We start from the raw sequence: 22,593 nt of genomic DNA, 5'->3' as shown, positions 1-22,593 counted from the left end.
CGGCCGTACCGGACCGGACCCCGGGGTCTAGTCGAAGGGCGGGAGTTCGGACGCGTCCCGGGCGAGCTGGGCCAGGTGGAGCCAGTCGCTGGGGGAGAGGTACTCGAACTCGCCGCGGAGGCGGTCCGAGCGCACGTCCACCACCCGCAGCGTGGCGGCCACCGGGTGGGAGCTGAACGGGTCGATCTCCAGGAACACGTCGCGGACGCCGGCCGGCAGCCGCAGCGCGTCGGACTCCACGGTGAGGTGGGCGGACAGCCCGCCGGGCGAGATGTCGAGCGTCGTGCCGTTGAACCGCACCGGTCGCTGCGGCCCGGGCGCACCGGCGCCGGCCAGGGCGGGCAGCGACACCGTCGTGCCGCGGATCGGGACGACGAGCGGCATGCGGTGCGCGTCCCGGCGCTGCCACGCGGGCGGGATCTTCGACATCTTGAGCGTGATCGTGCCCTCGTCGGCGTCGAGCGAGGCGATCGTGCGCATCACGCCGAACGGGGTGGGGATGCTGATCATGCCGCGCTGCGGCGGGGCTTCCGAGCCCATCACCAGCACCGGGATCTGCTCCTGGTCGCCGACCTCGGCCGCCGCGAGCGTCAGTAACTCGACGGCCTGGGCGGGGCCGGTGAGGATCAGCTGGGTGCCGGCGGGCAAGGGGATGGTCATCGAGATCTCCTCGTGGGGGTGGTGTCCTCCACTCTCCGGCCGGTTCGCGCCGTCAACCATGGTTTGGGGCAATTGGCACCTGAATTGCACCTGGGGTAGCAACCGGGGTGAGAACCTGGTCGCGAGCGTGCGGTAGGGTTATCCCGTCAACGCGACACCGTCGCGATGGCACTCGGGCTGTAGCGCAGCTTGGTAGCGCACTTGACTGGGGGTCAAGGGGTCGCAGGTTCAAATCCTGTCAGCCCGACAGTGTTTTAGCAGGTCAGAGCCCCGCTTTGCGGGGCTCTTTCTGGTCTCCGTGCGGCCCGGTTGGATTGTTGTTAGACGGATCGCCCGGCCGAGGGCGCCATTCCGCGACACTCGGTGTGGCCAGCATCACAAAGTGTGAGCATCCCGAGGCGCTGGGCGCTTATCGCGGCGCCAAGGCCAGTCGAGCCAACTACCGTCAGCCCGACCGAATCCGCTGCTTCACTGACCGACTCGAACTCATCCGCGTTCAGACGCAGATTGATTCGATGAGGACGCCCCGGTGAGCGGTGCCGCCGATCGCGGCCACGCTGAGGGGCCGGACCCGAGCCGCCCGCATTCTTCGTCGCTACCGGCTCAGCGTTCACTGTCGGCGCTGACGAGACCGTTGCCAGCTGCGATCAATCAACGGACGACGATTCGCGGTGCGGCGCGTCCACGCTGCTGGCCCGACCGCGCTCGGTCGAAGCAGCCACATCCGGGAACCGGATGTCTATCTTGCTCCAAGCAGGTGGCACGTGTCTGCCCTTGTTGGCGCTGCGGCGGCGCCGTCTGTCCGAACTGGCAACTAGCCGCCGCCCAGCAGCGGACCCGGAGTCAGGTGTTGTAGGTGCCGTCCCATGGATCGGTGAATACCAGTCGATCCGGATACAGCTCGACCCAGTCGCCCCATTCCGCCTCTGACTCGTCGATTAGGCCGAACGTAACGCCGTCGTGCACGACCCGGAACGGCCGGATTGCGATGTCGCCGTAGTCCGGGTCGGCAAGCTCATCGAGTAACTCCCGCAGGCGTTCCTCGGCTCGCCGGCGGAGTTCGCCGCGCAGGTAAGGGCCGATACCGATCAGCGCGATCTTCGAGTCGACGTGGTTGCCCGCATGATCGAACCGGTGCAGGTAGGCGTACCAGCGGACGCGTTCGCGACGCAGATCGAGCTCATCGTCGTCGTTTCGGCGCGCGCCGTGCACCACGGCGTAGAACTGGCCCTCGGCGAACCGGCCGATGGTGTCGGTTCTGTAGCCCGGCTCGCGAGCGATCGGGATGAGAGCGGGCACTGGCACCGCGTCAGGGTATCGGCCGCGGGAACCTCCAATTCCGCCCGCCGTGCGGCTGGGTCCTCAATTGCCGGACCGTGGCTGGGCTAGCCCGCCTCGCCGGGCCCACGAAACCCGCGGGGTTGGTTCTGCTCGTCAGTCGTGACCGCGCATGTTCGTGAGTTCTGACCGGATTCCGTCGATGATCTGCCGCCGCGGCCGCCCACCCGGTTTCGCCGGCGGCGACACCGCCGAGAGGACGTCCACTCCGCGTTCGTCAAATCGCCACGAGCCACGCATCACCCAGCGAACCAACGACTTCTGCAGCAGCGGGCTGCGAGGTCGAGCACTCACGACGACGAGCTATTCACAAACCTCTGTTTTCACAAGTGATTGTTTGTTGTATTGTCGGGTAGTGCCTGCACCTCTCGCCACAGCCGACCCTGACCTCGACGCCGCCTTCGCTGCCCTGGGCGACCCCGTGCGCCGCGCGCTGGTGAGCCGGCTCGCCCGCAGTGACGCCACGGTCGGTGAGCTCGCTGCACCGTTCGCCCTCACCCAGCAGGCGATCTCTCACCACGTCGGCGTGCTGCGGCGCAGCGGCCTGGTCGAACAGCGTCGCGAAGGCACTCGGCGCCCGTGCCGACTGCGCACCGAGCAGCTATCGCGACTCGGCACCTGGATCGACGAGCAGCGCCGCGCCTGGGAGGACCGACTCGATGTGCTCGAGCGACACCTCGCGGACGAGGAAGACGCCCGGTGACCACGAGCACGGAGCTCTCCGGCGACGAGCTGGTCGCCACCCGCCACCTCTCGGCGGACCCTGCACGCGTCTGGGCCGCCTTCACCGGCCCGGCGGCCATAACCGCGTTCTGGGGCGGGTCGCACGCCACCGTGCCACCCGGGTCGGTGACCGTCGACCTGCGTCCGGGCGGAGGGTTCTCCCTTGACACGCGCGGGCCGGACGGCGCGAACCGCCGGCTGCGGTTCGTCTACGTGGTCGTCGCAGCGCCGCACGAGCTGGTGTTCGACGAGCCGGTGACCGGCCTGCGCACGACCGTCACCCTCCGACCTGCTGCGGACGGCACGGACCTCACAGTCCGCCAGCGCCACCTGCCCCCGGAGCTACAGACGGCTCAGGCGGCAGACGGGCTCGCCTCGATCGTCGAGGCTCTCGCCACACATCTGCGGGACGGTCGCCCGACTCCAACCCACCGATGAGTCCACCCGGTCGCAGGAGCCTCCCGCCCTGCACGCGAAAGGGGATGCTGTATGAGCCAGAACATCGACACCGTCAACCGGTACCTCGACGGCTTCCGGACGTCAGACCACGAGCAGGTGCTCTCCTGTCTCACCGACGACATCACGTGGACCTTGTTCGGAGGGTTCCGGCTGCAGGGGAAGCAGGCCTATGACGCCGAGATCGAGAACCCAGCCTTCAAGGGGAGTCCGAAGCTCGACGTGATCCGACTCGTGGAACAGGACGATGTCGTGATGGGCGAGCTGTCGGGTGAGGGGCTGCGAGCAGACGGCTCGACCATGCGCATGATCATGGCTGAGACCTGGGTGATGGAGAACGGGTTGATCAAGGAGCGTCGCAGTTACGTCGTCGAGCTGAAGCAGAACGACTACCAGTAATCGACAGGCCGCACCCGTCGCTGTCGCCAGCGACAGCGATGGTGTCGCCACGTCGTCGGTGAGGAACTCCGGTGAGCGCCAACACGACCGCAGCGGCCAGCCGCAGGTCGCCATCGGTGACGAGAGGCTGCTTGAACAGCTGGAGCTCATCCGCTAGGGATCCGGTAACTCGTCCGGTGCGATGTGGTTCTCATCCACGGATCGTTCAACTCGCCGGTCCGGACCAGGTAACGGGCGACGTCGACGAGTTTGACGTTCGCGTTCTGTCTGACCCCTAAGGTCCTCCGGCATGCCCTCGGGTACTGCCACATGGCCGCTGATCGGCTACCGTCAAGCCGGGCGGCGTGGCTTTTGGGACGAGAGCACGCGTCGGCGCCGGTCGATGGGATCGCCTTCGATGGTCCGCACCTCGTACGACTCGAACGGGTCCTCGGATCCAGGGCTCACCGTTGTCGTGTCGCATCCGAGTGCCGACGCGGCGCGGATCGCCCTGACCGGCGCCCTGGACCGGACCGCGGCGCCGCTGCTGATCGAAACCGTCGAACACACCCTTGCGCCGGGCGGTCTGCGGTCGATCGTTCTCGACCTGACCGAAGTGCGGTTCCTTGACGTCGGTGGCGTGCGTGCCGTGACCTCGGCCCGGCGCTGCTGCGATGCGATGGGATGCTGGTTCGAGCTGGCCAACCCGTCGCCGTTCGTTCAGCGGGTCTTGCGGATCGCGGGTCAGTGGAGGGGTGCGACGGACGACGCCGGCCGGGATCCGGCGGGGCACCCGCACGACGACGGTCGACAGACGTCCCGCCTGGTTCCCGAGGCTCACGTGCTGCGCCGGTTCCACCGGAAAGCCGAGGAATCCGCCGGAGCGACCCGGGGCGACGACGCGTCACGCAACGATTGATCTGGGCCGACATGGCCTCCCCGCTGCCGGGGAGGCCATGTCTCGTGCGTCAGGCCGTCAGATAGCTCCGCACCTGGGTGAGGATCGAGGTGTCGGTGAGGTACCCGAGGTGGGTCTCGCAGGCCACGTAGGTGTTCGTCGCCCCGCTCAGCGCCGTGCTGGTGTACGGGAGGATGATCCCGTCGCAGGGCGAGTACCAGGTCCGGTACACGGTCGGGCCGGGTGTCTCGTCACCCGCGCTCAGCGTGTTGATGAACGACGACCCCGGATACATCTGCTGGCAGGTCGTGAACGCCAGGCACGACCCGGCCGACGTGGTTCCGTGGTTCGCGCCGGCCAGGGACGCCAACCGGCGGACGCTCGGCGCCCCACCCAGCTGTTTGATGTACCAGAGGCTGACCAGGCCGCCCATCGAGTGGTTCACGATGTCCACTTGCGACGCGCCGGTCTGCCGCTTGACGTTGGCGACGAACGTCGAGAGGCCCTGTGCGTTCGTGATGTTGTTGCCGTACGAGTTGTACTCGTAGGCGAAGAGCCGGCTGCTCGAGTAGCCACCGGCCCGGAAGATCGCCTGGGCCGTGGTCCAGTTCGACGCGCTGCCCGTGTAGCCGTGGACGAACACGACCGGGACGTCGGTGGCCGCGTGGGCCGGAGCGGTGGGTGCGAACGCGATCGCGGCCACCGCTGCCAGTAACAGGGTGAGTACTCTGCGCATAGGAACCTCCTCGTCGGGGTCCCCGAACTGTGACTCCTAGTGGTCAGGTAACGCGTCGGTAATATCGCCGGTTGTAGGGATATCGGTAGCCCCGGCGCAGCGTCAGGTAGCCGGGAGGTCGAACACCACCACCCGGCCGGCATGGGCGCGGAGGTACTCGGCCACGACCAAATGCTCGGGATGCGGCAGGTACGTCTCCAGTGCGTCGCGGTTCGGGAACCGGATCACCAGCGCCCACTCGAAGCCGTTCTCGAGCCCTTCCGGGCTGACGCTGGCGCCGCTGCGTGTCTCCCGGACGAACGGCAGCGGAGCGAGGTGGCGCTGCACCAGGGTGTTCGCCTCGGCGGAGGCGGCGGGCATACCCGCCCGCCATTCCACGAGCACGAGATGGATGATCTCGTCGGTCGGCGACATGGTGTCCTCCGGATGCCAGGGTGGTTTACGGCATTGATAGAGTAAGTCGTTAATGTCGTTTACGTGAATTTATGTCACTTTTTAGGGGTGGCAATGGGAAGGCGCACCTCGTCCCGGCTGTGGATAGCGGCCGCCTTGGCGCTCGCTGCCACCGTCTTCCGAGCCGAGCCCTCGGCGGCCGCGTGGGACGGATTTCTGCTCCAGACCGGCACGGTCTTCCGCGAGACCGGCGACAATTTCGACTTCTCACTGGCCGACTGGAACCGGGACGGACAGCCGGATCTCGCGGCCGTCAAGAAGAACGGCACGGACAGCGGGGCGACCGAGGTGTGGATCGCCAACGGGGCGTCCAACTTCCACAACCATCTCCTCGGCACCGCCGTCGACCTGCCGCCGACCGACAACACGTTCGATTTCTGCTTCGCCGACTGGGACCGGGACGGCTGGGTCGACCTCATCGCGCTGAAGAAGGCGGCGACCGGGACGCACAGCACCGAGGTCCACGTTCTGTCGGGGGCCTCCGGTTTCCGTCGCTTCGTCCTCCAGACCGGAACGCCCGTGCACGAGGGCGCGGATCTGTTCGAGTTCGGCACCACCGATTGGGACCGTGACGGGCGCCCGGACATCGTCGCGATCAAGAAGCTCCAGACCGGCACGAACAGCACCGAGGTCCATATTCTCTCGGCCGCGTCCAACTACCAGCAGTTCCTCGTGCAGACCGGGACGCCGCTGCACGAGACCGGCGAGAATTTCGACTTCGGCGTGGCGGACTGGGACGCCGATGGGCGCGGAGATCTCTTCGCGATCAAGAAGAGCCAGACGGGCACCAACAGCACCGAGGTGCACATCCTCTCCGGGGCCTCGAACTTCCAGGACTGGCTGGTCAAGACCGGAACCGCGCTGCACGAGACGGATTCCATCTTCGACTTCGGGGTGGCCGACTGGAATCGCGACGGACGGCCCGACGTGTTCGCCGTCAAGAAGAGCGGGACCGGGTCCAACCGTACGGAAGTGCACGTTCTCAACTAGGAGGGACCGATGAGGTATTCACTGCGGATCGCTGCCGTAGCGGCGATCGTGGCCGGGAGTCTCGGTGGGAACGCGCCGGCGTCGGCCGCCGCGCCCGTCGTCCGCCCCGCCGGGTGGGGCATCAACGACTTCACCGACTGGTTGGCCGATCGTGAGGAAGCCGCCCGCGAGTACATGGAGGCGCGGGGCCAGGTGCTGGAGGAACAGTTCCGCCGTGATCCGGTGGGTACGTGCATCGTGGCCGGGGTGGCCACCGGGGTGGACCCGGCGACCGCCACGACGTTCTGCGCGAGCATGGGTGTGGGCAGCGACGGTTTCCAGCCCTGAGCGCACGCCCTGGGCCGGCGTGGCCGGTCAGGGCGTGTGGATCTTGTCCACCTCGACGGTGAGCAGGACGCGCTGCTGCTCACCGCCGCCGCCGTAGTTGGGGTACGGGCGGCCGATGTACTTCTGGGAGAGGCCTTCCAGGTTCTCCCGGGCGCCCTCGGTCTCCACGGCGACGACGTTGCCGCGCAGTGCCCACGACCGCAGCGGCGCGGCCGGGTCCGCGACCCCGATCGCGACGCGTGAGTCGCGGCGGATGTTGCGTGCCTTCTGGTGGGTGTCGACGGTGTTGATGAGGACGTGCGTGCCGTCGGTGTCGGCCCAGGTCTGCGAGATCTGGGGCGAGCCGTCGGGCATCAGCGTGGTGACGAAGCAGATCGCTTTCCCGCGGAGGACCTCGAGCAGGGCGTCGGGAAGAGGCATGGCGGTCGCACCTTATTTCTTCTGATCGTTGTACAGGAGATCGATGACCGTCTCGTCCGGTGCGTCGCCGGAGAGGTCGGCGTGGCGCAGGCCGGCCAGGACGACGACGAGAGCGCGCCGCCAGAGCTGTGGGGCCGACGAGCGGCTCGCGTCGAGCACGCTGCCCACCATCACGTGGGCGGCGGCGAAGTCGGCCGGGGTGGCACCGGCGGGGAGCTGCCCGGCGCGGACGGCGCGGTCGATGAGGCCCGCGACGAGCGGGGTCATGCGGTCGTGGGCGCGCCGCACCGACTCGGTGGCCTGGTTCCGGCTCCGGAGGAGCTCACCGAGCCCGCGGCTCTGCGCCTCCAGTTCGAGCTGACGCTCGAGGAACCAGGTGATCCCGGCCCAGGCGTCGTCGTGGCGCGCGGCCTGTTCGGCCAGCTCGATGACGGTGTCGATGTGCTGGCTGAACAGCGCGTCGAGCAGGTCCTGACGCTGGGGGAAGCGCCGGTACATCGTGCCCATCCCGGTGCCGGCGGCGCGGGCGATGTCCTCGTACGCGACGTCCAGGCCCTCGGTGGCCATCAGGTCGTACGCGGCGTGGAGGAGCAGCTGGCGGTTGCGCTCGGCGTCGCGGCGCAGCGGCGGTTTCGGGTCGGACACGTCAGCCAGGCTAGCTAAGTGGAAGAGGAATTCCAAGTTGAATTAGTCTTCCACTTACCGGGTACGGTGGCGCCACACCGATCACGGGAGTTCTCATGACGTCCTACCTCCACGACGACGCGGTCGAGCCGTTCACGATCGCGATCGCCGACGCCGACCTCGACGACCTGCGCCGACGGCTGGCCGCCACCCGGTGGCCGGACCGCGAAACCGACGCCGGGCAGGGCCCGCCGCTGGACCGCATCCGGGCGCTCTGCGACCACTGGGCCACCACGTACGACTGGCGACGCACCGAGCGGGACCTCAACACGCTCGGCTCGTTCCGCACGGTGCTCGACGGCGTCGGCGTCCACTTCCTCCACGTCCGCTCGCCCGAGCCGGACGCGGCGCCGCTGCTGCTGTGTCACGGCTGGCCCGGCTCCGTGCTCGAGTTCCGGGAGCTGATCGGCCCGCTGACCGATCCGGTCGCGCACGGCGGCAACGCCGAGGACGCGTTCCACGTCGTGATCCCGTCGATGCCGGGTTTCGGGTTCTCTGACCGGCCGACCGGCCCCGGCTGGAACGTCCACCGGATCGCCGACGCGTGGATCGCGCTGATGCGGCGGCTCGGGTACGAGCGCTGGTTCGCCCAGGGCGGCGACTGGGGTTCCGCCGTGGTTGAACGGATCTCCCGCGCGGCGCCGGAGCGGTGCCGCGGCGTGCACTTCAACCTGCCGCTGGTGTTCCCGGATCCGCAGGAGATGAGCGAGGCCACCGAGGAGGAGCAGCGGATGCTGGCGCGGGCGCAGCGCTACCAGAGCGAGCTCGACGGGTACGCCCGGGAGCAGGCCACCCGCCCGCAGACGATCGGCTACGCGCTCGCGGACTCGCCGGCCGGGCTCGCGGCCTGGATCTACACGCTCTTCCAGGACGTCACCGACAGCGACGGCGACCCGGAGAAGGTCGTCGACCGCGACGTGATCCTCGACGACGTCATGCTCTACTGGCTGCCCAACGCGGCCGCCTCGTCCGCGCGTCTGTACTGGGAGGACCGGCGGAGCCGTCCGGCCGGTCCGGTCGAACCGAATCCGGTGCCCGCGGGCTTCAGCATCTTTCCCGGCGAGGCCGTGCAGGCGTCCCGCCGCTGGATCGAACGCCGCTACCCGGCCGTGGTGCACTACGAGCAGCTCACCCGCGGTGGGCACTTCGCCGCGCTGGAGCAGCCCCGGGTGCTCACGGATCAGCTCCGGGCGACCTTCCGCGCGCTACGGGCCACGCCGTGACGGCTCAGCGGTTGCCGGTCTCGTGCTCCCAGAGCGCCGCGGCGAGCGAGGCGACCGCCCGGTCCCGGTGGCGGCGGTAGGTGTTGAACGAGAGGTGCAACTCGGCCGCGAGACGTTCCTGGGCGACGGTCGGCCGCAGGAACGTCCGGGTCATCACCTCGCTCGCGTCCGCCGGCAGGGACTCGATTGCCGTCTCGATCATCCGCCGGAGAACCTCGGCGGGCGTCCGGCCGGCGCCCGTGCTCCGCCGGATCATGCGTGCGCGCAGCAGTGGGTTCGCGAGGAACTGGTCCGGGGCGTGCAGGGTGCGCACGGCGGAACGCACGGCGTCGTCGAACTCGGGCCGGGTCAGGACGGGTTCGTCGATGCTCCGCGCGGCGGGGCGGGCCGGCAACCCCAGCTGGCGGGCGTGGAGCACCTCGGTCCACTCCGGAATGCCGGCCCGTCGCCAGTCGTGGGCGTACACCGGGTAGCGCGAGCCGCCGATCGGGAACTCGGCCTCGGGGGCCGCCCAGAAGTCGAGGAACTCCATCGTGGGCGTCCAGCGGTCGGCGTCCTCGAGCGCGGCGACGAAAGTCCACGCCGTGTCGTCGCGGAGCTGGATGATGTCCAGCATCTGGCAGGCGACGAACAGGGTCAGCGACGGGGAGGGACGCTGGCCCTGCTCGCGATCGAGGAAGAACCGCCAGACCCGGACCCGTTCGCCGGAGCGGGGCCCGCCGAGTTTCGACGCGTAGCGCCACAGCGCGTCCACCCCCGGATCGACGCCGAGGTCGGCCTCGGTCACCTCGAGGCAGGCGGTGTAGCCGCACAGCTCGCCGGTGGCGGTGCGGAAGGCCCGGAACGCCTCGGGACGGCGGTCCATCCAGTACGCCGCCAGCTCGGCCTGCTCGGCGCCCTGCCAGGCGGCGGTCATCGTGACGACGGGTGCCCGGTCGTCCTCCGTCAGCGGGTCGGCGTACGTCCCCATCGGTGGCGCCAGTGCGCTCAGCGCCTCCAGCCCGGAACGGGCCCCGTTGAGAACGACCGTCCGCATGAGCAGTTGCAGTCGGTCGCGTTCGCCGGGCAGCGCCCTGACCTGATGGGGGAACGCGGCGAGCTTGCGGTGGTACAGGTCGGCGTACCGTTCGGGGTCCCGCCAGCGCAGGTCGGCCTCGAGGACCTCGCGGACCGCGTCGTGGGGGTGCAGCCCGTGCGGGCTCTCGTCGACGAACGGCCGGCTGCGCAACCAGGCGAACACCTCGCCGACGTCGCCGCCGATCATCGTGCGCAGGAGGTCCTCGGTCGTGACCGGCGCGTGCGCGCACACCTCCAGCGCGGCCCGGTGCCGCGGGCTCGGAGCGTCGCCGACGATGCGCTCGATCAGCGCGCCCACCACGTCGGGGACGTCACCGAGGGCGCGTGGCTCGGCTCCCCGGCGCACCGCGTCGATCAGCAGGGACAGCGTGAGCGGATGGCCGCGGCTGATCGTCAGCAGCCGGTCCCGGGCGTCGGACGGTAACCCCTGAGCGGTGAGCCAGGCGTGCCCGTCCTCGCGGGGCAGGTTGCCCAGCGTAACGATCCGCAGCAGCGCACGCCAGGCCGGGTCGGCACGCCAGCGTGGCCCCGGGCCCTCCCGTCCGGCGATCACCACCAGACAGTCCGACGGCAGCGCGGGCAGATATGTGTCGCGGACCCAGTCGTCGACGGGGTCGAGCAACTCGTAGGTGTCGATCAGCAGCACCGCTCGCTCGGCCCCGGTCAGCGTGGGCAGCGTCGCTGCTCCGAGCGCCAGGTGCCGGGCGTCGACCCGGATCGGCGTGCGTCCCCGCTCCGCGGCCAGGTGCGCGAACACGGCGAGCAGGGCGCTCTTGCCGACCCCGCCCGGACCGTACACGAAGATCACGCCCGATGCGTCGAGCGCGGCCCGGAACGCCGCGATCTCCGCGTCCCGGCCCACGAACGACTGTCGCCGCAGCTCCTCCAGTTCCTCACCGAGCGTCGCCATGCCGACGATCCTAGGGCGGCGAACAAGGGCAGCAGGTGGGCACCGGATGGGCAGGCGACCAACCGACCACCTCGCCACGATGGGGGTTCCGCCATCGAAGGAGGCACATGACCGGCACGACCGCACCCGACTTCCCCAGCAACTGGGGACGGTGGGGTGACGACGACGAGTTGGGCGCCGTCAACCTCATCACCGACGAGGCCAGGGCCCGGGGCGCCGCGGAGGCCCGCACCGGGATCACGGTGTCGCTGGCCCGGGTGACCACCCCGTTCCCGTTGACCGGCGGCCCGATGGGAGCCACCACGGCGTCGACGACCGCGGTGCAGACCGCGATGCTGTTCACCGGGTTCGGGGCCCCGGCCATGGCCGAGGTGATGATCGTGACCACCCACCACGCCGAAGTGACCCATTTGGACGGCATGGGCCACTGGGTCGCGGGCGGCCAGGTCTACCCCGGCGTCGACGTGGCCGACAGTGTGGGGCCCACGGGTGTCCGGCACGGCGCCGCGGACGTCTACGCCGAGGGCATCCTGACCCGCGGCGTCCTGCTCGACCTGGCCCCCGGCGGCCGCCTGGCCCCGGCGCACCCGGTGACCGGCGCCGACCTCGACGCGGCGGCGGCCCGCGGTGGCGTCGAGGTGCTGCCGGGCGACGCGATCGTGGTGCGCGGCGGCTGGGACCGGGTCAACGGCAGCGACGAGCCCGAACCCGGAATGACCGCCGACGCGATCCGCTGGATGCACGAGCACGGCGTCGCCGTGTACGCCGGCGACATCGGCGACGCGCGCCCGCCGCTCCCGAACGAGGTCCCCGGCGCACTGCACTTCCTCGCGCTGGGCCGGCTGGCCATCCCGCTCGTCGACGCCGCCGAGCCGGAAGCGCTGGCGGCGATGTGCGAACGCCTGGGCCGCTGGACGTTCCAGCTCGTGCTCGCGGTGCCACGCATCGCCGGCACCACCGGCCTGCCGGTGAACCCGATCGCGGTCTTCTGACGCGGGTGGCCGTCGTGGTCAGAACTTGCTGAAGACCTTCTCGGCGACGAGTTCACCGATCGCGATGTTCTGGGAGCTGGCTGCGCCCCCGTTGGCCGCGGTCGTGTAGACGTCGAGGTAGACGTTGAGCTCGCGGACGAACAGGTGCCCCGACGGGGTCTTGTAGGCCGCGTCGCTGAGCCCGTCGACGTCCTCGGCGCCGGGCTCCCGCTTCTCGAAGTCGTCGGCGGACGTCGGCGAGATGAACAGGGTGAGCTCACCCTGCTCGAGCTCCCACCGGCAGAACCGGTCGGGTCCCTCGGCCGATCGCGACCGGTCGATCCGGGTGATCTCCCGCCGGGTGACCTCGTTGACGTCGGCCGGCGTCAGCAGCGTGCACGGGTTCGGCAGGTTGCCGTTCGCGTCGAAGGCGCCACTGCTGACCGGCTCGGTGTAGGTCTCGTCCGGGACCGGGTCGGTGGAGATCGTGATGCCGCCGCACCCGGTGAGGGCGAACAGCCCGGCGACGGCGGCGACGGCGATGGCGAGACGGGGGCGTCCGGCGGTCATCGTGGGTACTCCTCGGGAGGGGATGGTCCGGGCGATGCCGCCGGCCTACGCACAGGGTCGGCGATGACGGCGCCGGGCACGATCAGCGCAACGACGGTCGGACCGTGCGCCCGGCAACAGACGTCCCCGGCGCCACCGGCTCAGGAACGGGCGGCCTTCTCGAGGAACGTCGCGGTGAGATCGGGCTCGGCCGCGGACGAGCCGGCGGACCGCGTCGGTACCGATCGCCCCGGTCCCGGTCGGAGCAGGCCGAGCTGAGCGAAATCGACCAGGTACTTCCGGATCAGATCGGCGGTCACCGGCGGGATCTCTCCGTCCACTCCGAGCCGGGCCTTCCGGACCGCCTCCCGGAAGTGGTCGGCGGAGATCGCCGGGGCATCGACCGCTCGGTTGGTGGCGGCGAACGCGGGCAGCAGGGGAAGCAGCGACTGTTGCCGGCGTTTCCGGGGCAGGCCGCGCAGCGCGGCCTCGAAGCGTTCCAGCCACTCGTCGTAGTCGTCGATGCGGGTGATCGGGTACCCGGCCTCGACGAGCCAGTCGACCTCGGTGTCGAGCGACGGCACGGCCGCCGGTGGGCTCGTCACGTGGTAGGTCTCGAACCCGGGCGCCGGGCCGGCGCCGAGCGCGGCGACGCACTCGGCCACGAAGTCCACCGGCAGGCCGCCGTAGTGCGCGGGCGTGTTCAGCCGGGGGAACGATCGCGGAGCCAGCCCGGTGGTGGCCACGCTCAGCAGCAGGCGGGTGAACAGGTCGGGGACGTTCAGCTGCCCGCGGTACCGGGTGTGGGCCAGCACGAGCCCGGGCCGGAACGTCGTCACCGGCAGCCCGAACGTGTCGTGCGCCTCGCGCAGCAGCACCTCCCCGGCCCACTTGCTGGTGGTGTAGCCGTTCGCGTACCCCTCGTCCAGGCGGCGGACCGGATCGGTGACGCGGACGTCGGCCGTCTCCGGCGCGGAGCCGGTCACCACGCCGATCGTGGAGACGTACGTGACCGGTTTGAGCTTCCCGGTCACCGCGAGCCGGATCACCTCCGCCGTTCCCAGCACGTTGGGCGCGAACAGCTGGGAGTACGGAAGCACGTGGTTGACGAGCGCACCGGCGTGCACGACGACGTCGACCGTCGCGGCCAGTTCCCGCCAGACACCGGGTTCGAGCCCGAACCGGGGCTCGCCGAGATCACCGGCGACGACCGTCAGGGTGGCGTCGGCGTACTCCCGGTACGCCCGGGCCGCGTCGGAGCCGTCCGGGCCGAACGCGGCGTCCAGCCGGGCCCGGGCGGCCGCGTCGTCGCTGCCCCGGACCACGCAGACGAGCTCGCCCCCGATCGGGCCGAGCCGGCGTAGCCACTCGAGCGCGACGAAGCGACCGAGGTAGCCGTTCGCGCCGGTCAGCAACACGGTGCGCGGCGCGTCGGCCGGCCGCGGCAGCGTGCTCGCGGCATCCGGTTCGGCGGGGCCGAGGAACCGGTCCAGGGTCAGCTCGCCGGCCCGCACCTCGGTGGCCGCCGCCCCGTGCACGGTGCCGGCGGTGGGGCGTCCGCCGCCGGTCCCGAGCTGCCGCTCGACGTACGCCGCGAGCCCGCGCAGGTCGTTGACCGGGCTGATGATCTCGGCCACCGGGACGGGGAACCCGTACACCTCGCCCAACAGGGCCGAGAGGCGGACGGCCGACACCGAGTCACCACCGAGGTCGACGAACCGGGCCGCGGGGTCTAGGTCGTCGGCCGGCGCGCTCAGGACCGCGCGTGCGGCGGTCGTGACGGTGTCGAGGGCCGGCTGCCGGGTGCCGGTGCCGCGCAGCCGCCGGAGCTCGTCCGACTCGTGCCGTGCGAGTTCCTCGTAGCGGCGCTCGAGCCGTTCGCCGTAGCGCTCCTGCAGCGCCGGGCGGACGAGTTTGCGGACCCCGGACAGCAGCCCGTTCGCGGTCGTGAACGGCTCGGTCTCGACCAGGAAGTCCCGGGGGACCTCGTAGCCCTCGAGCCCTTCGGCCCTGGCCGTCCGACGCAGCGAGTCCCGCACCAGCCGGGCCACCTGCTCCGGGTCGCCCCCGGTCCGGGTCAGCACCTCGGCGGTGGGCACGACGACCGCGAGCACGGACGAGCGCTCGCTGTTGCCGTAGACGTAGATCTGCTCGATCACCGGCCCGCCCGCGAACAGCGCCTCCAGGTGGGCGATCGCCACGAACTCGCCCTGGGACAGCTTCAGCAGGTTCTTGCGGCGGTCCAGATAGACCAGTTCGTCCGGTCCGACCTCGGCGACGATGTCGCCGGTGCGGAAGAACCCGTCCCCGGTGAGTACCTCCGCGGTCGCGTCGGGACGCTGGTAGTACCCCGCGAAGAGCGTGGCCGACCGGATCAGCAGCTCTCCCCGCGGATGGGGCTGGTCGGTGCGGAAGTAGTGCAGATCGGGGACGTCCTCGAGGCGGTAGTCGAGCACGTGCTCACGCATCACCCGGCCGTCGAAGAGCACCGCGCCGGCCTCGGTCGAGGCGTACCCGTCGGACAGCGTGACCCGCAGCACCGACGCGAGGAGCGTCGCCAGCGTCGCGGACAGCGGTGCCGAGCCGCAGACGGCCCACAGGACGCGCCCGCCGAGCACGTCCTCGCGGATCGCGCGCCCGGCCTCGGACTCGTCGGCGCGGTCGGCCAGCAGCTGGTACTGCTGGGAGATCGCCTCGGCGATGCGTGGGACGAGCAGGAGAACGGTCGGCCGGACGAGCGCGAGGTCCTCGAACAGCGTCGAGAGGTCGCTGCGGCCCACGAAGTACGTCGTTCCGCCCCGCGCCAGCGTGCTGAACAGCACGGCCCGGCCGGCGAGATGGCTCATCGGCAGGAATCCGACGTCGATCAGGGGGAGACCGGGGCGCTCCGGGAAGAAGCCGCGCCAGAGTTCGGCGATCAGTCGCGCGGTGTACATCGCGCCCTTGGGTGAACCGGTCGTCCCCGACGTGTAGATCACCAGGGCGAGCCGATCCTCGTCGGCCGGTGGGGACGGCGCGGGCGGGAGAGCGGCGCCCCGGCCGAGCACCTCCGGCAGCGTCTCGACGACGACGCCGTGGCCCGAGCCGGCCAGACGGTCGCGTACCGCGTCGATCCGGTCCCGCTCGTCGTCCACGTCCGGGTGGTGGCCGAAGACCACCAGCCGCCGCAGCGACGTACCCGACGCGACGATGTCCGCCGCGGTGTCCAGGTGTTCCACGTCGACGGCCAGCACCCGGGGCGTCGTCTCGTGCACGAGCGGCAGCAACTGGCCGGGGGCCGATCCTCCCGGTAACGGGACGCCCACGGCGCCGACCCGGATGAGCGCGAGTTCGACGGTGGCGTAGTCACCGCCGGTGGAGCCCAGCGTCGCGACGACCTCGCCGGCCCGGATCGGCTCGTGCTCGTCGTGGTGCCAGGCCGCGGCCAGCGCACCGGCCCGGCGCCAGAGCTCGCCGTAGCTGACCGTGTCGAAGTGGGGCAGCAGGCGCCGGACGGTCCGGCCGGTCACCCTGTCACGCACGGGTTCGGTCGCGCGCTCGCCGTAGGCCGGCCGCTCCGCGTAGCCGTCCATCACCGTGGCGACGACGGCGTCGAGCGACCGCCCCGGTTGCCGGACGACCGCGGTGACGTGGTCGTCCGGGAGGGCCGCGGCGAACTGTTCGTCGCGCTCCAGCAGAAGGGCCCGTCGCGCGGCGACGTCACCCGGGTCGGTAAGGCTCATCAAGTTACCTCGACGGCTGATCGCCGCGGTCGGAGTGGACGGTGGGACACGTCGCCGTACCGGCGGGGACGGTTCGACGGAGTCTTCGTGGGCCGATGACTCGACCAGCGCGGCGCCGCTATCCGTAGTAGGGCTGCGGCTGCGTCGGATCGGCGGGAACGACGTCGATGCGGGCGTCGGCGAGAAGGTCGTCGACGGCGGCGGCGTCGGCTCCGATCCCGGCCCAGTGCGGGTCGACGTCGTGCGCCAGGCACCAGGCCCGGTCCGCGGGCCAGACGAACGCGGGTTCCGGCCGGTCACCCCACTCGTCCCACCGGCCGCGGAGCAGGAAGTAGGACCGCTCCGGCACGACGATCCTGGGGCCGCCGAGGTCCACCCCCCACCCTTCCCAGACGCAGAAGTACCAGTCGTCCGGCGTCCCGGTGTGCCGGCTCAGGACGTCCAGGGCCGTCGCCACCTGGTCGTGCTCCGGTTCGTCGTCCACCTCGACGTCGTTCTCGCTCTGTCCGTCCCAGGCCGGGTCGGGCAGCAGCCGAAGCCGGGCGTACGCGGCGAACCCCCCGGGGCCGAACCCGACCAGCTGCTGCCAGGGCAGCCCGCTGCTGAGGATCCAGTTGGCTGCTTTCCGGTCCGTGCACCGTCGCAGGGTCATCCGTGGGTCACCCCCGGGACGGGCAGGTCGAGGGTGCCGGTGTGGGTGACCTCGGCGGCGATGTCGCGCAGCTTGCGGTTCTGGTGCTGACTGGCGATGCGCAGCAGGTCGAAGGCCTGGTCCTGGGTGACCTTGTGCTGGTGCATGAGGATGCCGACGGCCGTGCCGATCTCGCGGTTGGTCCGCAGGCCCCGGGCGAGGCTGACCGCGTTGTCGCGGTACCTGGCGGCGGTCACGGCGAGCGCGCCGGCGGTGGCGATCAGGCCGCCGACGTCGAGTTGCTGCTCGTCGAAGCCGTCGGGGCGGCGTCCGTACAGGTTCAGGGAGCCGGTGGTGCCGTCGGGCTCCTCGAGGGTGAGCCGGTAGGACAGGACGCTGCCGATGCCGCATTCGTCGGCGGCGCGGCGCGCGAACTCCGGCCACCGGGTGTCCTGGCCGGTGTCCGGAATGTGGGCGACGGTGTGTTTGCGGGCGGCGTCGAGGCAGGGGCCGGACTGCAGCTGGTACTGCAGGTGATCGGCTCGGCGGGCGAGGTCGTCGGTGGCCGCGGCGGTTCGGAAGCGTTCCCCGGTGACCAGCGTGATGCTCGCCCAGCCGGCGCCCGGCAGCTGGGCGACCGCGACCTGGGTGACCGCGTCGAGCACGGTGTCGGCCGCCTCGTGGTTGACCAGTTCGAGGACCCGGTCGAACGACTCGGCCAGCTCGAGCAACTGTCGCGAGGAGCCCGGGCGGCCGGTGAACGGCGAGGAACCATCGAGCGCCATCGGTGCCCTTTCGCGTCCGTGAGGTCGGCCGCGCGGAAGGGAAGTCGCGGCCGAGATGATCGGTACCAAACGTGCCCGCAACTGACTTATCGACCCCGTGAACGTACCCACGACCGGCACCCCCGGCAAGTCGGACCCGACGCCCCGCGAACTGTCGCGAAACCGTCATGTGGTCGCCGGGAGACCTCCACGCTCCGCTCCGAGGATGGACACGACCGGCGCGGAGGGACACGTCAGCACCGACGTCGGCATCCCGGAAGGAGAACTGTCCATGACCATCACCGGAATCGTCAGTGCCGTGGGAATCGGGCTCCTCGTCGGGGCGCTCGGCCGGCTCGTCGTGCCCGGCCGGCAGCGCATACCGCTGTGGCTGACGCTGGTCATCGGTATCGCTGCCGCGCTGCTCGGCACGATCGTCGTCCGGCTGGCCGGCGTGAGCACGGCCGGTTTCAGCGGGGTGGAGCTCGTCGCCCAGGTCGCGCTCGCGGCTCTCGGCGTGGGGCTGGTCGCGGCGGGTTCCGGCCGCTCGGCGCGGACGCGCTGAGCCGCGGCGTGGTGCCGCTGAGCGGGCGGGTCGCCACCGGCGGGGCAGGGCCGCGGCCGGCGTGATCGCGGCGCCCGCGACGTGGGCAACATGATCCGCGTCGTGCACCGGCGGCCGCCCCGCCGGTGGTGCGGTACCAGCACCGCCGCACCGGCTCGCGGGTCAGCGGCGGAACCGGCTGAGCCACTCGCCGGCCGCTCGGAGCGGGCCGCGGCCGGAACCGGTGCCGGCCCGATCGTGTCGGCGACGAGTGTCCGGAGGGCGTCCGGTGCCCGGCGGAACAGGGCCTCGTCGGGGCCGAGCGCCCCGGTGGGCGCGGAGAGGCTCCACATGACGTAGTCCTCGTCCGCGGACAGCCCGGCGTCGGCGGGCTTCGACCGGAACTGGACGACGCCGAGGGCCAGGCCGAACCCGCGCCGGTCGGTGACCGGGCAGAAGCCGTCCCACAGCGGCGCGGGCAGGTCGTCCTCCACGCGCCCCATCGCGCCGCGCCCGCGTCAGGCCCGGGTGTCCCGGTCGCGGATGATCATCTCGACCTCCTCGTCGCGGAGCCGCGCCTGGTGGACGGCGTCCAGCGCGCTCCTCCGGTCTCGTTCCCACGATATCCGGAGCCGACGCCGGCCCGATCGATCCCGGCTCGTTCCGACGGGAGCCGGGACGGGAAAAGTCGCTTCGTTCCCGCGTGGGCGGCTGGTTCGATGGGTCGATGCTGAGTGGACGCGTGATCGGGCTGCGTGCCCTGCGCCGGGCCGACGTCGAGGCGTTGTACGAGATGGACGCGGACGCCGAGAACGCCGCGCTCGGTGACGACCATCCGTTCCGGCCGCAGAGCCTGGCCGGGAAGCAGGCCGACTTCGACCGGCGGGAAGCCGAGCCCAAGCCGGAGTCGGCCTTCTTCGCCGTCCAGCGGCTGGACGACCCGGACGGTGCGGCGATCGGCCGGGTGGGCCTCTGGGGCATCGACGAGTTCAACCGCACCGCGCACATCGGCATCGGTCTGCTCGCGTCCGTGCGCGGCCAGGGCGTCGGGCGGGACGCGATCGAGGTGATCTGCCGGTACGGCTTCGTGTTCCGCGGGCTCGAACGGCTCCAGATCGACACGCTCGACGTCAACGCCCCGATGCGTGCCACCGCGCTGGGCTGCGGTTTCGTCGAAGAGGGCCGGGCCCGCAGCGCCGCCTGGTACCTCGGCCGCCGGGCCGACGAGATGATCTACGGCCAACTCGCCGACGAATGGCGCAGCCGCCGCAGCTGACGCTCGACCTTGGTCGACGACCGAGCGACGAAAGCCCGCTGAGGGACGGGCCACCGGGGCGCTTGCCTGGACCCATGACCGCACCCGAACCGGGTCCCGGCCCGACGCCGGTCGCGGCCCGTGCACTCGGACCCGACCTGGCCCGCGGCGCCATGCTGCTGTGCATCGCGCTGGCCAACTCGCACTACTTCCTCCGCGGCCCGGCCGTGCTCGGCGGCTACCCCCGCGGTGGCTCGGAGCTCGACGCCGCGGTCGTCTGGCTGCTCACGACGTTCGTCGACGGCCGGGCGTTTCCGCTGTTCGGCTTGTTGTTCGGCTACGGCGTGGCCCGGATCGCCGACCGGCAGGCGCACCGTGGCCCACGCCGGGTGCGCCGGCTGCTGTGGCGGCGCGCCCTCGGGTTGATCGGCGTCGGTTTCCTGCACGCCGTGCTGCTCTACGTCGGCGACATCCTCGCCGCGTACGGGGTGCTGCTGCTGGTCGGGGCGTGGCTGGTGCGCTGGCCGGACCGTCGGCTGCTGGTGCTCGCGGGCCTGTTCTTCGCGCTCGGCGCACTGCCCGGCGGCGACTCGATGACGATCGACGCCGACCCGCCCGGCGTCGAGATGCTGCCACCCGACCTGATGACGATGCTCGTCAGGCGGCCGCCGGTATCGGTGTTCGTGGCGGTGCTCGGGCCGATCGGGTTCCTGTGCCCGTTCGCGCTCGGCCTGTGGGCGGGGCGCCGCCGGATCCTGGAGCGGCCGGAACGCCATCGCGTCCTGCTGCGCGCGGTGGCGGTGGGCGGGTTGGGCGTCGCGGTGGCCGGTGCCCAGCCGATCGCGTTGGTGCTGGCCGGCCTGGTCGACGTGCCCGGCCGCGACGTGCTGGAGCTGATCGGCCCGCTCCACGACGCGACCGGCGTGCCGGGCGGCTGCGGCTACGCCGCCCTGGTGTCGCTGGTCGCGCTGCGGTTCGCCGATCGCCGGGGCCCCCTGGTGGAGGCGATCGCCGCCACCGGGCAGCGCTCGATGACGTGTTACCTGGCCCAGTCGCCGGTCTGGACCGTGACGTTCGCGCCGTTCCTGCTCGACCTGTCCGGCACGCTGACCGTCGCCGGCACCGCGCTGCTCGCGGCGTCGACGTGGCTGGTCACGGTGGTGCTGGCCGACGCGATGCGACGGCGCGGGACGCCCGGGCCGTTCGAGGTGCTCCTCCGGCGCATCACCTACGGATTTGTATCGAGGTCTTGACACAAAATGCTCTCCTTGTATCAAGTACTCGATACAAGGAGCCCGATGGTCACGCCCTTACTCGACCCCACCGACGCGGTGGGACGCACGGCCCGCCGGGTGCTGGCCGGCCGCGTCGGCGGGCTGGTTCTCGGCCTCGCGGCCGGCGCCACCCTGGCGAGCGGCCCGTCCTCCTGGCTGGGGCTCGGGCTGGCGCTGGCCGCACCGGCGTTCGCGAGCTGCCTGCTCGCCGGCGTGCTGGTGGGGGAGCTGCTCGCGGTGGGGCCGCGCCCGGCGGTCCGCACGGCCGCGCTGGAGGTGCGCCGCGTCCGGTCGTACCTGCCGCCGGTGATGACGCGGGTCGTCGCCGGTGCGCTGGTGGCGCTCGACGTCGGGCTCGTCCTCGCCGTCCTGGCCGGGAGCGCCGACGACCAGGGGCGCCCGGGCCGTGCGCTCACGCTGAGCTGCGGCGACGTCTCGGCGTGGGTGTCGCCGTGGCCGGGCCTGTTCTACGCCCTGCCGATCGCGGTCGTGGTGCACGCCGCGCTCGCTCTCGCCGCGGTCGCGCTGCGGCGCCTCGTGCGGCGTCCCCGCCCCGGCAGCCACCCCGACGACCGGGGCGCCGACGACCGGGTGCGTGCCGCGTCGGCCCGCGCCGTCACCGCGGCGGTCGGCGTGCTCGTCGCCGCGCCGCTGGCCGGCACCACGCTGATCGCCTCGGGCCGGCTCCTCTCGCTCGCCGGTCAGCCGTGCGCCCCGGTCTGGCTGCCGGTCACCGGCTGGGCGAGCGCGGCGGTCGCCGCGGTCGCGACCGTGCTCACCGGCGTTTTCGTGGCGACGCTCGTCGTGCCCCGGGGTGGGCGCCGGTGATCGGGCGGCTGACCGTCGACACGACCGACCCGGTCCCTCCGTACGAGCAGATCCGCCGCCAGCTCGCCGACCTGATCCGGCACGGCGTGCTCACTCCGGGCACGCGGCTGCCTCCGCTGCGCCAGCTCGCCTCGGATCTCGGCCTGGCCGCCGGGACGGTCGCCCGGGCCTACCGGGAGCTCGAGTCCGCCGCGCTGGTGACCTCGCGCCGGGGTGGCGGCACCCGGGTGGCCGAGGCACCGGCGTCCAGCACCCCGGCGGAGCGCGACGAACTGCTGGCGATCTCCGCGGCCGGGTACGTCGCCGCCGCGCGGCGGCTCGGGGCCGACGACGACACGCTGCTCGCCGCGGTGCGCCGGGCCGCGCGGGCCGAGCCAGGATGAGGGCATGCGCCGCCGGATCAGCGTCGACGGACCAGGGCTCCCCGACGAGGTCTGGGACCGTTACACGCGACCGGGCCGGTGGCCGGAATGGTCACCGCAGATCCGCTCGGTCGAGTACGGTGCCGAGCGCGTCACGCCCGGCACCGGCGGCACGGTCCGCGGCCCGGCCGGGCTCCCGGTGCGGTTCCGGATCCTCGAGGTCGACCCGGCCGGCCCGCGGCGCTCCTGGTCCTGGACGGCGTCCGCGGCCGGGGTGCGGCTGACCCTGCACCACACCGTCGAACCGACCGCCACCGGCACCCGCACCGGCCTGCTCGTCGACGGACCGGCCGCGGTGGTGCTCGGCTACCTCCCGGTCGCCCGCTGGGCCCTGCGGCGCCTGGTCCGCTGACGAGTCCG

General features: G+C 71.6%; 25 protein-coding genes and 1 tRNA gene. 15 read left to right on the top strand and 11 right to left on the bottom strand.

The features are described 5' to 3' along the window. Positions 1-27: 27 nt before the first annotated feature. Positions 28-660 (bottom strand): PilZ domain-containing protein, encoded by a 633-nt coding sequence (locus ABD437_RS32125; RefSeq protein ID WP_344652702.1) that lies wholly within the window; start codon positions 658-660, stop codon positions 28-30. Positions 661-833: 173 nt separating this feature from the next. Here ABD437_RS32125 and ABD437_RS32120 point away from each other — a divergent pair. Then, positions 834-907, top strand: a tRNA-Pro gene (locus ABD437_RS32120). A gap of 596 nt (positions 908-1,503) precedes the next feature. On the opposite strand, the gene ABD437_RS32115 is transcribed toward ABD437_RS32120, so the two are convergent. Continuing rightward, positions 1,504-1,965 carry a hypothetical protein gene (locus ABD437_RS32115; RefSeq protein WP_344652701.1) on the bottom strand — a complete coding sequence of 154 codons (462 nt, stop codon included), beginning with the start codon at positions 1,963-1,965 and terminating at the stop codon, positions 1,504-1,506. Positions 1,966-2,353: 388 nt separating this feature from the next. Here ABD437_RS32115 and ABD437_RS32110 point away from each other — a divergent pair, with 388 nt between their 5' ends. The 4 genes from ABD437_RS32110 (at position 2,354) to ABD437_RS32095 (ending at position 4,474) form a co-directional block, all read left to right on the top strand. Then, positions 2,354-2,701, top strand: coding sequence for an ArsR/SmtB family transcription factor (locus ABD437_RS32110; protein ID WP_344652700.1), 348 nt, complete (start codon positions 2,354-2,356; stop codon positions 2,699-2,701). Beyond that, a complete protein-coding gene (locus ABD437_RS32105) occupies positions 2,698-3,159 on the top strand; it encodes an SRPBCC family protein (protein ID WP_344652699.1) in 462 nt (153 codons plus the stop codon). Before ABD437_RS32110 ends, ABD437_RS32105 begins: the two co-directional genes overlap by 4 nt. A 51-nt stretch (positions 3,160-3,210) precedes the next feature. Then, positions 3,211-3,576: a nuclear transport factor 2 family protein gene (locus ABD437_RS32100; RefSeq protein WP_344652698.1), complete on the top strand. Its 366-nt coding sequence runs from the start codon at positions 3,211-3,213 to the stop codon at positions 3,574-3,576. Positions 3,577-4,030: 454 nt separating this feature from the next. Beyond that, positions 4,031-4,474, top strand: coding sequence for an STAS domain-containing protein (locus ABD437_RS32095; protein WP_344652697.1), 444 nt, complete (start codon positions 4,031-4,033; stop codon positions 4,472-4,474). 49 nt (positions 4,475-4,523) lie between these two features. On the opposite strand, the gene ABD437_RS32090 is transcribed toward ABD437_RS32095, so the two are convergent. Both ABD437_RS32090 and ABD437_RS32085 read right to left on the bottom strand, forming a co-directional pair. Continuing rightward, the gene (locus tag ABD437_RS32090; RefSeq protein WP_344652696.1) at positions 4,524-5,189 is read right to left on the bottom strand and encodes an esterase/lipase family protein; all 666 of its coding nucleotides are present in this window, start codon (positions 5,187-5,189) and stop codon (positions 4,524-4,526) included. A gap of 102 nt (positions 5,190-5,291) precedes the next feature. Further along, positions 5,292-5,603: a Dabb family protein gene (locus ABD437_RS32085; RefSeq protein WP_344652695.1), complete on the bottom strand. Its 312-nt coding sequence runs from the start codon at positions 5,601-5,603 to the stop codon at positions 5,292-5,294. Positions 5,604-5,696: 93 nt separating this feature from the next. Here ABD437_RS32085 and ABD437_RS32080 point away from each other — a divergent pair, with 93 nt between their 5' ends. Then, positions 5,697-6,632: an FG-GAP repeat domain-containing protein gene (locus ABD437_RS32080; protein WP_344652694.1), complete on the top strand. Its 936-nt coding sequence runs from the start codon at positions 5,697-5,699 to the stop codon at positions 6,630-6,632. A 9-nt stretch (positions 6,633-6,641) separates the two neighbouring features. Continuing rightward, a complete protein-coding gene (locus ABD437_RS32075) occupies positions 6,642-6,959 on the top strand; it encodes a hypothetical protein (protein WP_344652693.1) in 318 nt (105 codons plus the stop codon). Between the two features lie 27 nt (positions 6,960-6,986). Here the strand turns inward: ABD437_RS32075 and ABD437_RS32070 are convergent, their stop codons facing one another. Together ABD437_RS32070 and ABD437_RS32065 are read right to left on the bottom strand one after the other, a co-directional pair. Then, positions 6,987-7,379, bottom strand: coding sequence for a TIGR03618 family F420-dependent PPOX class oxidoreductase (locus ABD437_RS32070; protein ID WP_344652692.1), 393 nt, complete (start codon positions 7,377-7,379; stop codon positions 6,987-6,989). 12 nt (positions 7,380-7,391) lie between these two features. Continuing rightward, entirely contained in the window at positions 7,392-8,024 is a 633-nt protein-coding gene (locus tag ABD437_RS32065) for a TetR/AcrR family transcriptional regulator (protein WP_344652691.1), read from the bottom strand. Between the two features lie 95 nt (positions 8,025-8,119). Between ABD437_RS32065 and ABD437_RS32060 the strand changes: the two genes are divergently transcribed. After that, entirely contained in the window at positions 8,120-9,286 is a 1,167-nt protein-coding gene (locus ABD437_RS32060) for an epoxide hydrolase family protein (protein WP_344652690.1), read from the top strand. A gap of 4 nt (positions 9,287-9,290) precedes the next feature. Here the strand turns inward: ABD437_RS32060 and ABD437_RS32055 are convergent, their stop codons facing one another. Next, positions 9,291-11,273, bottom strand: a complete 1,983-nt coding sequence (locus tag ABD437_RS32055; RefSeq protein ID WP_344652689.1) for an AAA family ATPase — start codon at positions 11,271-11,273, stop codon at positions 9,291-9,293. Between the two features lie 107 nt (positions 11,274-11,380). Here ABD437_RS32055 and ABD437_RS32050 point away from each other — a divergent pair, with 107 nt between their 5' ends. Beyond that, positions 11,381-12,265, top strand: coding sequence for a cyclase family protein (locus tag ABD437_RS32050; RefSeq protein ID WP_344652688.1), 885 nt, complete (start codon positions 11,381-11,383; stop codon positions 12,263-12,265). An 18-nt stretch (positions 12,266-12,283) separates the two neighbouring features. Here ABD437_RS32050 and ABD437_RS32045 read toward each other — a convergent pair whose 3' ends face one another. From ABD437_RS32045 to ABD437_RS32030, 4 genes are all read right to left on the bottom strand, one after another. After that, positions 12,284-12,814 (bottom strand): DUF3558 domain-containing protein, encoded by a 531-nt coding sequence (locus tag ABD437_RS32045; RefSeq protein WP_344652687.1) that lies wholly within the window; start codon positions 12,812-12,814, stop codon positions 12,284-12,286. 140 nt (positions 12,815-12,954) lie between these two features. Further along, entirely contained in the window at positions 12,955-16,515 is a 3,561-nt protein-coding gene (gene car / locus ABD437_RS32040; protein WP_344652686.1) for a carboxylic acid reductase, read from the bottom strand. A gap of 118 nt (positions 16,516-16,633) precedes the next feature. Further along, positions 16,634-17,167 carry a hypothetical protein gene (locus tag ABD437_RS32035; RefSeq protein ID WP_344652685.1) on the bottom strand — a complete coding sequence of 178 codons (534 nt, stop codon included), beginning with the start codon at positions 17,165-17,167 and terminating at the stop codon, positions 16,634-16,636. After that, entirely contained in the window at positions 17,164-17,931 is a 768-nt protein-coding gene (locus ABD437_RS32030; RefSeq protein WP_344652684.1) for a GAF and ANTAR domain-containing protein, read from the bottom strand. Before ABD437_RS32030 ends, ABD437_RS32035 begins: the two co-directional genes overlap by 4 nt. A 271-nt stretch (positions 17,932-18,202) precedes the next feature. Between ABD437_RS32030 and ABD437_RS32025 the strand changes: the two genes are divergently transcribed. The 6 genes from ABD437_RS32025 (at position 18,203) to ABD437_RS32000 (ending at position 22,585) form a co-directional block, all read left to right on the top strand. Beyond that, complete coding sequence (locus ABD437_RS32025; RefSeq protein ID WP_344652683.1) at positions 18,203-18,475, top strand: GlsB/YeaQ/YmgE family stress response membrane protein; 273 nt, start codon at positions 18,203-18,205, stop codon at positions 18,473-18,475. 706 nt (positions 18,476-19,181) lie between these two features. After that, the gene (locus ABD437_RS32020) at positions 19,182-19,730 is read left to right on the top strand and encodes a GNAT family N-acetyltransferase (RefSeq protein WP_344652682.1); all 549 of its coding nucleotides are present in this window, start codon (positions 19,182-19,184) and stop codon (positions 19,728-19,730) included. 74 nt (positions 19,731-19,804) lie between these two features. Further along, positions 19,805-20,962 (top strand): DUF418 domain-containing protein, encoded by a 1,158-nt coding sequence (locus tag ABD437_RS32015; RefSeq protein WP_344652681.1) that lies wholly within the window; start codon positions 19,805-19,807, stop codon positions 20,960-20,962. 45 nt (positions 20,963-21,007) lie between these two features. Continuing rightward, entirely contained in the window at positions 21,008-21,811 is an 804-nt protein-coding gene (locus ABD437_RS32010; RefSeq protein WP_344652680.1) for a hypothetical protein, read from the top strand. Next, positions 21,808-22,194: a GntR family transcriptional regulator gene (locus ABD437_RS32005; protein WP_344652679.1), complete on the top strand. Its 387-nt coding sequence runs from the start codon at positions 21,808-21,810 to the stop codon at positions 22,192-22,194. Before ABD437_RS32010 ends, ABD437_RS32005 begins: the two co-directional genes overlap by 4 nt. A 4-nt stretch (positions 22,195-22,198) precedes the next feature. Beyond that, on the top strand, positions 22,199-22,585 hold the full coding sequence (locus ABD437_RS32000; protein ID WP_344652678.1) for an SRPBCC family protein: 387 nt from the start codon (positions 22,199-22,201) through the stop codon (positions 22,583-22,585). Positions 22,586-22,593 lie beyond the last annotated feature (8 nt).

Source organism: Cryptosporangium japonicum, from assembly GCF_039524755.1.
In the GTDB taxonomy this organism is placed as follows: domain Bacteria; phylum Actinomycetota; class Actinomycetes; order Mycobacteriales; family Cryptosporangiaceae; genus Cryptosporangium; species Cryptosporangium japonicum.
The sequence above is the reverse complement of the archived record's forward strand: the minus strand, read 5'-3'. Positions and strand labels throughout refer to the sequence as shown.